Source organism: Streptomyces sp. NPDC058295, assembly GCF_042880655.1.
GTDB lineage: Bacteria > Actinomycetota > Actinomycetes > Streptomycetales > Streptomycetaceae > Streptomyces > Streptomyces coriariae.
This window is the reverse complement of record NZ_JBHVYO010000045.1, coordinates 1-12,246: the sequence shown is the minus strand read 5'-3', so window position 1 is coordinate 12,246 and position 12,246 is coordinate 1. Positions and strand designations below refer to the sequence as shown.

At 69.5% G+C, this 12,246-nt stretch carries 11 protein-coding genes; 10 read left to right on the top strand and 1 reads right to left on the bottom strand.

Going from position 1 to position 12,246, the window contains the following annotated elements:
- Positions 1–70 precede the first annotated feature (70 nt).
- The 8 genes from ACFVYS_RS34740 (at position 71) to ACFVYS_RS34705 (ending at position 9,361) form a co-directional block, all read left to right on the top strand.
- A complete protein-coding gene (locus ACFVYS_RS34740; RefSeq protein ID WP_389508619.1) occupies positions 71–877 on the top strand; it encodes an enhanced serine sensitivity protein SseB in 807 nt (268 codons plus the stop codon).
- Between the two features lie 215 nt (positions 878–1,092).
- Positions 1,093–1,848 carry an enhanced serine sensitivity protein SseB C-terminal domain-containing protein gene (locus ACFVYS_RS34735; RefSeq protein WP_389508684.1) on the top strand — a complete coding sequence of 252 codons (756 nt, stop codon included), beginning with the start codon at positions 1,093–1,095 and terminating at the stop codon, positions 1,846–1,848.
- Positions 1,849–2,160: 312 nt separating this feature from the next.
- Positions 2,161–3,168, top strand: a complete 1,008-nt coding sequence (locus ACFVYS_RS34730; protein WP_307165516.1) for an ABC transporter permease — start codon at positions 2,161–2,163, stop codon at positions 3,166–3,168.
- Between the two features lie 118 nt (positions 3,169–3,286).
- Positions 3,287–5,086, top strand: a complete 1,800-nt coding sequence (locus ACFVYS_RS34725) for an ABC transporter substrate-binding protein (protein ID WP_389508618.1) — start codon at positions 3,287–3,289, stop codon at positions 5,084–5,086.
- Positions 5,087–5,196: 110 nt separating this feature from the next.
- A complete protein-coding gene (locus tag ACFVYS_RS34720; RefSeq protein WP_389508616.1) occupies positions 5,197–6,195 on the top strand; it encodes an ABC transporter permease in 999 nt (332 codons plus the stop codon).
- On the top strand, positions 6,192–7,289 hold the full coding sequence (locus tag ACFVYS_RS34715) for an ABC transporter ATP-binding protein (RefSeq protein WP_389508614.1): 1,098 nt from the start codon (positions 6,192–6,194) through the stop codon (positions 7,287–7,289). Before ACFVYS_RS34720 ends, ACFVYS_RS34715 begins: the two co-directional genes overlap by 4 nt.
- A 17-nt stretch (positions 7,290–7,306) precedes the next feature.
- Complete coding sequence (locus tag ACFVYS_RS34710; protein ID WP_389508682.1) at positions 7,307–8,641, top strand: ABC transporter ATP-binding protein; 1,335 nt, start codon at positions 7,307–7,309, stop codon at positions 8,639–8,641.
- Between the two features lie 63 nt (positions 8,642–8,704).
- Positions 8,705–9,361, top strand: a complete 657-nt coding sequence (locus tag ACFVYS_RS34705) for a trimeric intracellular cation channel family protein (protein ID WP_389508612.1) — start codon at positions 8,705–8,707, stop codon at positions 9,359–9,361.
- On the opposite strand, the gene ACFVYS_RS34700 is transcribed toward ACFVYS_RS34705, so the two are convergent.
- The gene (locus tag ACFVYS_RS34700) at positions 9,270–10,514 is read right to left on the bottom strand and encodes an alpha/beta hydrolase (protein ID WP_389508680.1); all 1,245 of its coding nucleotides are present in this window, start codon (positions 10,512–10,514) and stop codon (positions 9,270–9,272) included. The two genes, ACFVYS_RS34705 and ACFVYS_RS34700, sit on opposite strands and share 92 nt — an antisense overlap.
- 210 nt (positions 10,515–10,724) lie before the next feature.
- On the opposite strand from ACFVYS_RS34700, the gene ACFVYS_RS34695 reads away from it, so the two are divergent.
- Positions 10,725–11,612 carry a thioesterase family protein gene (locus ACFVYS_RS34695; protein WP_389508610.1) on the top strand — a complete coding sequence of 296 codons (888 nt, stop codon included), beginning with the start codon at positions 10,725–10,727 and terminating at the stop codon, positions 11,610–11,612.
- Between the two features lie 205 nt (positions 11,613–11,817).
- Positions 11,818–12,207 carry a hypothetical protein gene (locus tag ACFVYS_RS34690; RefSeq protein WP_389508609.1) on the top strand — a complete coding sequence of 130 codons (390 nt, stop codon included), beginning with the start codon at positions 11,818–11,820 and terminating at the stop codon, positions 12,205–12,207.
- The last annotated feature ends 39 nt before the right edge of the window (positions 12,208–12,246 follow it).

Here is a 12,246-nt window from a genome sequence, read left to right as displayed (position 1 = left end):
GTGCGGCCCCAGGTACCCGCTAGCCTTTCAGCCACAGCGAAGTGAGCGGTTCTCAGCAGGCGGTAGGCAGATGGATTTCCCCCCGGCGAACTTTCCGACGGACTTCTCGGCGGACTTTCCGGCGCAGGCACACCCCCATCCGCACGGCGGATGGCCCGGCAACGAGCTGGAGGAGGTGCTCTCCGTCTCCCTCGGCATGCCGGGAGCCGGCGGCCGGATCGTCGAGGTGCTCGGGCGTAGCTTCGTCTGGGTGCCGCTGCCCGGCGGCGGCGGCCCGCACAGCGGCCCCCTCGACCTGCCCACGATGGAGATCGAGGGCCAGGTGTACGTGCCGGTCTTCAGCTCCGAGGAGCAGTTCCGGCAGGTCGTCGGCTCGCACATGTCGTTCACGATCGCGCCGGCGGTGGAGTTCGCCCGCGGGCTGCCCCCGCAGGTGGGCATCCTGGTGAACCCGGACGGCGTGGTCGGTGTCCCGCTGCCCCCGCCCGCCGTGGCCGAGCTCTGCCGGGCGGGCCGCACCCCGCTGGACGGCACCGCGGCCGGCGGCCGGGTCCGCCTCTACGAGCCCGACTGGCAGGACGACCCGATGGACTTCCTGGCCGCGGCCTCGGCCGAGTTCGAGGCCACGGGCGTGGTCCGCACGGCCCGCCGCTGCCTGGCCGCCGTCGAGACGGCGGATCCGGTGATGTTCGTGGGCGTGGAACTCTCCCAGCTGGAAAGCGACCTGAGGGCCGTGCCCCTGGAGGCTCTGGGCAGGGCTCTGGGCAGGACCTCGGCCCCCTGGCCGGTCAACCTGGTCCTCCTGGACGTCGCCCAGGACCCGGTGGGCGACTGGCTGCGGGAGCGGGTCCGCCCCTTCTACACGAGGGACCGGTGAACCCACCCGAGGGGCGCGGGGGCGTATCCGTACGCGGCTCCGCCGCGGGGTGTGCCCGGCCGCGCGCGATCCGCGGCCCGAAGATCACAGCAGGTCCCGAGCTCTCAACGGCCGGACCGGCGGAGCGCCTAAGCTGGACTCCGACGCGGGGCAACTTCTCGAAGGGGCGATAAAAAGTGAGCGCTGGCACTGCCGCGACCGGCTCGGTCGAGCACATGCTGCGCCAGGTCACGCCCGGGCGCTACGACGCCTACGAGGCGCTCCTGCGCGCGCTCGCGACCCCCTCCTCCGGCCAGGTCTGGATGCTGCTGTGGCACGGCCAGGCCGGCTCCCCGGACGCCCAGTACGGAAACATGGAGGTCGAAGGGCACGGCTACGCGCCCTGCGTCACCTCCGCCCAGGAGCTCAGCGCGAGTGGCTGGAACAGGTCGTACGAGGTGGTCGAGGGGCTGGACGTGGCCCGCACCCTCTACCCCGACCACTACGGCCTCTGGCTGAACCCGCACGCCCCCGGCGGTGGCGTCGGCATTCCGTGGCTGGATCTGCGCCGGATCGCCACCGGTCTGGAGCGCCAGCCGGCCGGGCCGCTGCGGCTGTCCGAACCGGGCATCGAGATCCCGCAGTTCTACGCCCTGCTCGCGCAGAACGCCCACCGTACCCCGGCGGTCCGCGCGCTGCGCCGCGCCTGGGTGCAGCCGGCGCTCGGCGCGCCCTACCTGGCCATCGGGCTCGACGTGTACGACTCCTCCCCGCCGGCCGTGGACGCCGTACGGGCGATGATGCAGCAGTCGATCGGGGCGGTGCCGGACGGGCTGCCGGTGTCGACGGTGGCCATGACGGACGAGTACGACCCCGTCGTGATGTGGATGCGTGCCACCGCCCGGCCCTTCTACGACCGCGAGGCCCACGCTCCCGCTCCGGCCCAGGCTCCCGCCGGCGGGTACGGCTATCCGCCCACCGGACGTTACTGACCCCCGGCACAGGTCCGCCATAAAGTGGAGACCGGACTTCTTCGCGCGTAGATGAAGGCGATTGGTCCGTTTTTCGACCGATCTGCCCCAATAAGCCACTGTCCGGGGGGCGTTACCCGCCGTCCGGATAACGGAACCCCTCTACCCGGATCACGTTTACGCATCCATTCACTGCCAAGTCTGGCTACAGATCGCCAAACCGTTGAAGACTCCGGCGTCAGGGGACTTATCCCCTGCGTATTACGGACTGATCACGCCGCTACAGCGGCAAGTGCGGGCCGGCTACCGCCGGTTGAGAGGGGTCCCTGCCAGATGACGGCACCATTGCACGAGCCGACCGCGGAAGCGGCCCCGAGCGCGGCCGAGGAAGCGTCGGTCGCCACCAGCGGCGCCAAGGCCGTTCAGGGCCGTTCCCTGGGCCGGATCGCCTGGGAGCGCCTCAAGCGGGACAAGCTCGCCCTCACGGGCGGCGTCGTCGTGCTCGTCCTGGTCGTGGTCGCGCTCCTCGCGCCGGTCATCACCGGGCTGCTCGGGCAGGACCCGAACGAGTACCACGAGAACCTCATCGACCCGCTCTTCGGTACGCCCACGGGCTCCCTGGGCGGCGTCAGCGGCGACCACCTGCTCGGTGTCGAGCCGGTCAACGGCCGCGACATCTTCGCCCGCATCCTCTACGGGGCCCGGATCTCGCTGCTGGTCGGCTTCCTGTCGGCCGTGGTCGCGGTGATCCTCGGAACGGTGCTGGGCATCCTCGCCGGCTTCTTCGGCGGCTGGGTCGACTCCCTCATCAGCCGGGTGATGGACGGTCTGCTCGCCTTCCCGCAGCTGCTCTTCATCATCGCGCTGGTCTCCGTCATGCCGAACGACCTGCTCGGCCTCTCCGGTTCGAGCGTGCGTGTCTTCGTGATGATCCTGGTCATCGGCTTCTTCGGCTGGCCCTACATCGGACGCGTGGTGCGCGGCCAGACGCTCTCGCTGCGTGAGCGCGAGTACGTCGAGGCCGCCCGATCGCTGGGCGCGGGGCGGCTGTACATCCTGTTCAAGGAACTGCTGCCCAACCTGGTCGCCCCGATCGTCGTGTACACGACGATGATGATCCCCACCAACATCCTCACCGAGGCGGCGCTCAGCTTCCTGGGCGTCGGTGTCAAGCCGCCCACCGCCTCGTGGGGGCAGATGCTCTCGAGCGCGATCGACTACTACGAGTCCGACCCCATGTACATGGTGGTCCCGGGCGTGGCGATCTTCATCACCGTGCTGGCCTTCAACCTCTTCGGTGACGGTGTCCGGGACGCGCTGGACCCGAAGGCCTCCCGCTGATCCGCCCCGTCGGGGATCAGCGAGAACAGCGAGCCGCAGAACCGCCGAAACACGGCGCCCCAACCGTCCCGTGGTCTTCACACGGGGTATCTCTCATCTATCCGGAGGATCCGAGATCGTGACTACCCAACGCACCTCAGGGCGGCGGAAGCAGGCATTTGCCGCTGCTGCCGCGGTCGCCGCGCTGCTGACCACGGCGGCGTGCGGCGGCGGTGGAGACGACGGCGACAAGGGCTCGAGCTCCGGTGCCGCCGGCTTCGACGCCGCGAACAACAAGGTCGCCCAGGCCTCCGCCGCCAAGAAGGGCGGCGAGCTGAAGTTCGGTGCCGCGCAGGATGCCGACTCGTGGGACACCACGCGTGGCTACTACGGCATGATGTGGAACTTCGCCCGCTACTACAGCCGCCAGCTCGTCACCAACAAGGCCGAGCCGGGTGCCGCGGGCGCCGAGGTCACTCCGGACCTCGCCACCGAGACCGCGAAGGTCACGGACGACGGCAAGACCTACACGTACACCCTGCGTGACGGCATCACGTGGGAGGACGGCAAGGCGATCACGTCGAAGGACGTGAAGTACGGCATCGAGCGCGTGTGGGCGCAGGACGTGCTGTCCGGCGGTCCGACGTACCTGAAGGACGTGCTGGACCCCAAGGGCGAGTACAAGGGCCCGTACAAGGACACGTCCGCGGACAAGCTGGGTCTGAAGGCGATCGACACGCCCGACGACAAGACCATCGTCTTCCACCTCCCGCAGGCCAACTCGGACTTCGAGGAGATGCTGGCCCTGGTCTCGGCCTCGCCGGTCCGCCAGGACATGGACACGAAGGCCAAGTACGGCCTGAAGCCGTTCTCCTCGGGTCCGTACAAGTTCGCGTCGTACAGCCCGGGCAAGGACCTCAAGCTGGTCCGCAACACCTCGTGGAAGCAGGCCTCGGACCCGATCCGCAAGGCCTACCCGGACACGATCAGCATCAAGTTCTTCTCGGACGCCAACCAGCTCGACCAGCGTCTGCTGAGCGGTGACCTGGACCTCGACCTGAACCAGACCGGCATGTCGCCGCAGGGCCGCACCACCGCCCTGAAGCAGCACAAGGGCAACCTGGACAACCCGGTCACCGGTTACGTCCGCTACGCGGTCTTCCCGCAGAGCGTCGCGCCGTTCAACAACATCGAGTGCCGCAAGGCCGTCATCCTCGGCGCCGACCACGTGTCGCTCCAGACCGCCCGCGGCGGTCCGGTCGCCGGTGGCGACATCGGCACCAACATGCTGCCGCCGTCCGTCCCGGGTGCCGAGGGTCAGAAGTACGACCCGTACGAGATCTCCGGTGCCAACAAGAGCGGCAACGAGGCCAAGGCCAAGGAGGCCCTGAAGGCCTGCGGTCAGCCGAACGGCTTCAAGACCACCATCGCGGTGCGTAACAACAAGCCGGTCGAGGTGGCCACCGCCCAGTCCCTCCAGGCGTCGCTGAAGAAGATCGGCATCACCGCCGAGATCGACCAGTACGACGGCTCGCAGACCGCCGGCATTATCGGTAGCCCCTCGAACGTGAAGAAGAAGGGCTACGGCATCATCATCATGGGCTGGGGTCCGGACTTCCCGTCCGTCCAGGGCTTCGGTCTGCCGCTGTGGAACAGCAAGTACATCTCCGAGAGCGGTAACAACAACTACGCGCTCATCAACGACAAGACGATCGACGGTCTGTTCTCGTCGTACGTCACCACGCTGGACGACGCCGGCAAGACCAAGATCGCCACGGAGATCAACCACAAGGTGATGGAGGGCGCGTACTACCTGCCCTTCGTCTTCGAGCGGTTCCTCAACTGGCGCTCGGACAACCTGGCGAACGTCTACACCACCGACGGTTACAGCGGTCAGTACGACTTCGTCAACCTCGGCCTGAAGAACCCGAAGAAGTAGTCCCGGCACACCCGCCGAACGGCACGAAAGGCAGGTGAAGGCCGGCGCGGCGGATCCGCGGGTCACTGGACACAATCCGGTGGCCCGCGGTCCGCGGCGGGCCGAGAGCTGTGCTCGCTTACCTCATCAGGCGGCTGTTCGCCGCCGCAGTGATGCTCGTGGTCATCGTCATGGTGGTCTTCGGCATCTTCTTCCTCATCCCCAAGTGGGCTGGCGTAGACATCGCCTTGAGCTTCGTGGGCAAGCAGGCCGACCCTGCCGCCGTCGAGGGTGTGCGCGAGAAGCTGGGCCTGGGCGACCCGATCTACGCCCAGGTCTGGGAATTCTTCAAGGGCATCTTCGCCGGCCGGACCTACACGGGCGGTGGCGATTCCATCCACTGCGCCGCTCCGTGCTTCGGCTACTCCTTCCGCAGTGAGCAGGCCGTCTGGCCGGTGCTGACCGACCGCTTCCCGGTGACCCTGGCGCTCGCGCTCGGTGCCGCCGTGCTGTGGCTGATCTTCGGTGTCTCGGCGGGCGTGCTCTCCGCGCTCAAGCGGGGCAGCCTGTGGGACCGCGGCGCGATGGTCATCGCGCTCTCGGGTGTCTCCCTCCCGATCTACTTCACCGGCATGGTCGCCCTGTCGATCTTCGTGTACGGACTGGACCTGTTCGACGGGCAGTTCGTACCCCTGGACGAGAGTTTCACCGGCTGGTTCGGCGGCATGATCCTGCCGTGGGTCACTCTCGCGTTCCTGTACGCGGCCATGTACGCCCGCATCACCCGGGCCACCATGCTGGAGATCCTGGGCGAGGACTACATCCGCACCGCCCGCGCCAAGGGCCTCAAGGAACACACCGTCATCGGCAAGCACGCCATGCGCTCCACGATGACTCCGCTGCTGACCATGCTCGGCATGGACCTCGGCGCCCTCATCGGCGGTGCGATCCTGACCGAGACGGCGTTCAACCTGCCCGGCCTCGGCCAGGCGGTGCTCAACGCCATCAAGAACCAGGACCTGCCCATCATCCTGGGCGTCACCCTGATCACTTCTCTGGCGGTGCTCGTCGCCAACCTCGTGGTGGACATCCTGTACGCCGTGATCGACCCCCGAGTGAGGCTCTCATGACCGAACTCAGCAAGAGCGGAGCGGCCGTGGGCGAGCCCACCCCCGCCTCGCCCGCGCCGACCTCGTTCCTCGAAGTGCGCGACCTCAAGGTGCACTTCCCGACGGACGACGGCCTGGTCAAGTCCGTCGACGGGCTCAGCTTCCAGCTGGAGAAGGGCAAGACCCTCGGCATCGTGGGCGAGTCCGGCTCCGGCAAGTCGGTGACCTCGCTCGGCATCATGGGTCTGCACACGGCCGGCCAGTACGGCAAGCGCAAGGCACAGATCTCCGGCGAGATCTGGCTGGACGGCACCGAGCTGCTGTCCGCCGACCCGGACCACGTGCGCAAGCTGCGCGGCCGCGAGATGGCGATGATCTTCCAGGATCCGCTGTCGGCGCTGCACCCGTACTACACGATCGGTCAGCAGATCGTGGAGGCCTACCGGATCCACCACGACGTCGACAAGAAGACCGCCAAGCGCCGCGCGGTCGAGATGCTCGACCGGGTCGGCATCCCGCAGCCGGACAAGCGGGTCGACAGCTACCCGCACGAGTTCTCCGGTGGTATGCGTCAGCGCGCGATGATCGCGATGTCGCTGGTCAACAACCCCGAGCTGCTGATCGCGGACGAGCCGACGACCGCCCTGGACGTGACCGTCCAGGCGCAGATCCTCGACCTCATCCGTGACCTCCAGAAGGAGTTCGGCTCCGCGGTCATCGTGATCACCCACGACCTGGGCGTCGTCGCCGAACTCGCCGACGACATCCTGGTGATGTACGGCGGCCGCTGCGTCGAGCGGGGCCCGGCCGACAAGGTGTTCTACGAGCCCCGGCACCCCTACACCTGGGGTCTGCTCGGCTCGATGCCGCGGCTGGACCGTGAGCAGCAGGAGCGCCTGATCCCGGTCAAGGGCTCCCCGCCCTCGCTGATCAACATCCCGTCCGGCTGCGCCTTCAACCCGCGCTGCCCGTACGCGGACCTCCCGAAGGACAACGTCACCCGCACCGTCCGGCCCGAGCTGGCCGAGGTCGGCAGCCGGCACTGGGCCGCCTGCCACCTGGGCACGGAGCAGCGGGAGCGTATCTGGACCGAAGAGATTGCGCCGAAGCTGTGAGTGACGACGAGAAAGCGGTGAAGATCCCCGCGCAGGCCGAGGGCCCGACGCAGGGCGCGACCCTCACCAAGGACCCCGCCCCCGGCGAGGTCCTGCTGAAGGTGACCGGCCTCCAGAAGCACTTCCCGATCAAGAAGGGCCTGCTCCAGCGGCAGGTCGGGGCGGTGCACGCGGTCGACGGCATCGACTTCGAGGTCCGCTCCGGCGAGACGCTCGGCGTCGTGGGCGAGTCCGGCTGTGGCAAGTCCACGATGGGCCGGCTGATCACCCGGCTGCTCGAACCGACCGCGGGCAAGGTCGAGTTCCAGGGCAAGGACATCACGCACCTCGGGGTGAGCGGCATGCGTCCGCTGCGCCGCGATGTGCAGATGATCTTCCAGGACCCGTACTCGTCGCTGAACCCGCGCCACACCATCGGCACGATCGTCGGCGCTCCCTTCAAGCTCCAGGGCGTCGAGCCCGAGGGCGGCATCAAGAAGGAAGTGCAGCGGCTGCTGTCGGTCGTGGGTCTCAACCCCGAGCACTACAACCGCTACCCGCACGAGTTCTCCGGCGGTCAGCGTCAGCGCATCGGCATCGCCCGCGCGCTCGCGCTGAACCCGAAGCTGGTCGTGGCGGACGAGCCGGTCTCGGCGCTGGACGTCTCGATCCAGGCGCAGGTCGTCAACCTGCTCGACGACCTCCAGCAGGAGCTCGGCCTCACCTACGTGATCATCGCGCACGACCTCTCGGTCGTCCGGCACGTCTCGGACCGCATCGCGGTGATGTACCTCGGCAAGATCGTGGAGCTGGCCGACCGCGACCTGCTCTACAAGTCGCCGATGCACCCGTACACCAAGGCGCTGATGTCGGCGGTGCCGATCCCGGACCCGCGGCGCAAGCACGCCAAGAGCGAGCGGATCCTGCTCAAGGGTGACGTGCCCTCGCCGATCTCGCCGCCGAGCGGCTGCCGCTTCCACACCCGGTGCTGGAAGGCGACCCAGGTCTGCAAGACCACCGAGCCGGTCCTCGTCGAGCTGCGGCCCGGCCAGCAGGTCGCCTGCCACCACCCGGAGAACTTCGAGGACCAGGCGCCGCAGGACACCGTCCTGCTGACCGTCGCGAAGGAGGCGGCGGAGCTGGTGGCCGACGAGGTGCTCGCGGAGTCGGCGGAGACGTCGGCCGCGGTGGCGGCGGAAGTGGCGGCCGAAGCGGCTGCCGAGCCCGCCGTGACCGCCGAGCCCGCGGTGACCGCCGAGCCGGCTGAGGTCGCCGAGCCGACCGAGCCGACCGAGGTCAGCGGGGACGCCGAGGCGGCCGACGAGGTCGCGTCGGAGGCGTCCGGTGACGGCGCTCCGGCCAAAGAGAAGTAAGTAACACCGAGCCCCCGCCTTGCAATGTAAGGCGGGGGCTTTGTGCTGGGTGAGAATGTAGGGGTGCTCCAGCAAATCTTCAGCCCCTCCGTCCAGCACACGCTCGACCTGATCGGCATCTTCGTCTTCGCCATCTCGGGCGCGCTGCTGGCCGTCCGCAAGAACTTCGACGTGTTCGGCATCGCCATGCTCGCCGAGGTCACCGCGCTGGGCGGCGGAGTCTTCCGGGACCTGGTCATCGGGGCCGTGCCCCCGGCCGCCTTCACGGACCTGGGGTACTTCCTCACCCCGCTCCTCGCCGCCCTCCTGGTGATCTTCCTGCACCCCCAGGTGGAGCGCATCCAGACGGGCGTCAACGTCTTCGACGCGGCCGGCCTCGGCCTGTTCTGTGTGACGGGGACGACGAAAGCGTACGACTACGGACTCAACCTCACCGCGTCGGCCGCGCTGGGCCTCGCCACCGCCGTCGGCGGTGGTGTGCTGCGCGATGTGCTGGCCAACGAGGTGCCCTCGCTGCTGCGCTGGGACCGCGACCTCTACGCGGTCCCGGCGATCGTCGGCGCCGCCATGGTGGTGCTCTGCATCCACTACGACGTGCTCACCCCGCTGGCCAGCGGGGTGGCCGCGGTCACGGCCTTCGTGCTGCGGCTGCTCGCGATGCGGTTCCACTGGCGAGCGCCGCGTGCTTGGAATCGGCGCTCGACGGTGCGCGAGGAGTAGTCGCCTTCCCCTTCGCGTCGGCGGTCACCGTGCGCTGGCCCAGCTGGGTGGTCAGCCAGCGGAACGCCGGCACCACCTGCGGCCGCCACAGCGCCATGGTGTGACCGCCCGCGCCGCTCGGGATGTAGACGACGTGCACGGCCGTCGGCGCCTTCGCCTCCTGCCGCAGGGCCAGGGCCGCCTCGTAGCCGTCCTTCGGCTGCCCGGAGAGGTAGAGGGCCACGGGCGGTGGCACGCTGGCCCTGCGCAGCAGCAGGTAGGGGTTGTTGGCCCGGCGCAGGGCGGGGCTCTGCGCGGCGAGGGAGTCGGGCTCGACGATCGGGTCGCTGTACCCGGACAGGCTCACGGCCGCCCGGTAGCGGTCCGGGTGGGCGACGGCGAGCTTGGCCGCGCAGTGGCCGCCGGCGGAGTACCCGGCGACCGCCCAGCCCCTGGGCGCGGGCTGGGCCCGGAAGTTGTCCCTGACCATCTTCGGTACGTCGATGCTGAGCCAGCTGTCGGCGTTGACGGTGCCCGGGACGTTGGCGCAGCCGGTGTCCACGCCCGGCAGCAGGGTGGTGCGCGGCGCGACCAGGATGAACGGGGCGACCTTGCCCGCGCGCATCAGCGGTGCCAGCTGCTCGTGCACGTGCAGCGTCCCGTACCAGGACTTCGCGGAGCCCGGGTAGCCCGGCAGCAGCTCCACCACCGGGAAGGAGCGGTGCGCGTAGGCGGGCTCGTCGTACTGCGGGGGCAGCCAGACGTAGACCTCGGCGTTGACGCCGGAGACCCGGCCCTCGAGCTGGGTGACGCGCACCCCGCCCGCAGCGTGCAGGCCCGGTCCCTCGGCCCGGGTGAACGTCTGCCGGACCTTGGGCAGCCGGTCCAGCGCGATGCCGCCGGTGCCGTCGGCGCCCAGGTCGGCGGCCTGCTGCACATGGGTGCCGGTGCCCAGCAGGTCGTCCCAGGTGTCGTACAGGCCGTTGGCGTTGTTGACCAGGACGAAGACCAGGGCCACCGCCGTGCCCTGGGCGAACAGCAGCATCACCATCCGGGCCGCGGCGCGCAGGACCCGCGGCCCGCGCAGTCGCGACCACATCAGCAGCGGCAGCGCGACGGCGACCACGGACAGCGCGATCAGGGTGTAGAGGAACGGAGTCCCGGTGAGGCTCATGTCCTTGCAGAGGGGAATCCGGGCGTCGAGGTTACGGACGAGTCCGGACACTTACCAAGAAATTGCCGACCGCTCACCCGAACCGGTCATCAGTGAGCCCTTGATCGGTCATGAAGGGGCTCGATCTGTTCATCCGGCCGTAGCGCGATCGCCGCACGGCCACAACAGCCAAAGCTACCGCTTAGTAATGGGCTGTTGTACGGTTCAGGCATGCCAGAAGCAGCTACCGCGGCGGCCGAGCCGGCCTCCATCGCCCTCGTCACGGCCCCGACCGGAGACGGTGCGTTCGAGTTCGACCGCGACACCGCGCTCACCCGACGCGCGCCCGGCGTCTACGACATCGACCTCTCGGCCGGCTGGACGATCATCAGCGCCGTCAACGGCGGCTACCTTCTCGCCGTCCTCGGCCGCGCGCTCGCCGACGCCCTGCCGCACCGCGACCCGTTCACGATCTCGGCGCACTACCTGACGGCGTCCCAGCCCGGCCCCGCGGTGGTCCGCACGGACGTCGTGCGCACCGGCCGCACCCTCTCCACCGGCCAGGCCTCGCTCTTCCAGTACGACGAGAACGGCGCCGAGGTCGAGCGGATCCGGGTGCTCGCCTCCTACGGCGACCTGGACACCCTGCCGGACGACGTCCGTACGACGGCGAAGCCGCCCGCGATCCCGCCGATGGACCAGTGCTTCGGTCCCGAGGACGGACCGGCGCCCGTCGACGGCAGCTCCGCGATCGCCGACCGTCTGATGCTCAAGCTCGACCCGTCGACCCTCGGCTGGGCGCTCGGACAGCCGTCCGGGAAGGGCGAGATGCGGGCCTGGTTCGGTCTGAAGGACGGTCGCGACCCCGACCCGCTCTCCCTCCTCCTCGCGGTGGACGCCCTGCCGCCCACCGCGTTCGAGATCGGCCTGCGCGGCTGGGTCCCCACGGTCGAGCTGACGGTCCACGTCCGCTGCCGTCCGGCTCCGGGCCCGCTGCGCGTCTCCATCACCACCCGCAATCTCGCGGGCGGCTTCCTGGAGGAGGACGCCGAGGTCTGGGACAGCGCGGACCGACTGGTCGCACAGTCACGGCAGTTGGCCCGGGTCAGGCTCGGCTGAGACCCGGTGCGCGGGGGCTTCTGTCACGGAGCTGTACCAGCGCACCGACCGGTCCACCCGGGTGAACTCCCAGGTCAGCAAGGTTCCTTGAGAAGTGCTTTACCTGATTGACAGGCGGGGGACAGAGGGGCCCCAAGGAAGGCCTATGCGCCGTTGGTTGAGTTCCGGTCTCAGGTTCTCCTCATCATCTCCGGAGCTGTTTCTCATGAAGCGTGCGCTGATGCCCGTCCGTCTCGTCCCCGCGGTGGCGTTGCTGGCGCTCTCGCCCCTCGCCCTGGTGGCCTGTGGCTCGGGCGACTCCTCCTCGACCAGCGGGACGTCCGCCCAGCAGTCCTGTCAGCCGCCGTCCGGCAACCCCTCGGGCATGCCGAGCGGCGCTCCCTCGGGGGCCCCGTCGGGCGCGCCGACCGGTGCCGCCTCGGGGCAGCCGACGGGCACCCCGACCGGAACGCCGACCGGTGTTCCGTCGGGCATGCCGAGCGGCGGTCCCGGCGGTGGCGGTCAGGGTGGCCCCGGCGGCGGCCAGGGCGGCGGCTGTGGCGGTCCGGGCGGCGGCCAGGGGCAGCAGGGACAGCAGGCCCAGCAGCAGGGCTGACGACGGTTCGACCACAGGGGCGGCGCACCCGGCGACGGG

What these genes read in the sequence shown, in the direction of transcription:
- ACFVYS_RS34700 (WP_389508680.1), bottom strand. Translation starts at nt 10,514, where the DNA reads ATGAGCCTCACCGGGACTCCGTTCCTCTACACCCTGATCGCGCTGTCC.
- ACFVYS_RS34695 (WP_389508610.1), top strand. Translation starts at nt 10,725, where the DNA reads ATGCCAGAAGCAGCTACCGCGGCGGCCGAGCCGGCCTCCATCGCCCTC.
- ACFVYS_RS34715 (WP_389508614.1), top strand. Translation starts at nt 6,192, where the DNA reads ATGACCGAACTCAGCAAGAGCGGAGCGGCCGTGGGCGAGCCCACCCCC.
- ACFVYS_RS34690 (WP_389508609.1), top strand. Translation starts at nt 11,818, where the DNA reads ATGAAGCGTGCGCTGATGCCCGTCCGTCTCGTCCCCGCGGTGGCGTTG.
- ACFVYS_RS34735 (WP_389508684.1), top strand. Translation starts at nt 1,093, where the DNA reads ATGCTGCGCCAGGTCACGCCCGGGCGCTACGACGCCTACGAGGCGCTC.
- ACFVYS_RS34740 (WP_389508619.1), top strand. Translation starts at nt 71, where the DNA reads ATGGATTTCCCCCCGGCGAACTTTCCGACGGACTTCTCGGCGGACTTT.
- ACFVYS_RS34730 (WP_307165516.1), top strand. Translation starts at nt 2,161, where the DNA reads ATGACGGCACCATTGCACGAGCCGACCGCGGAAGCGGCCCCGAGCGCG.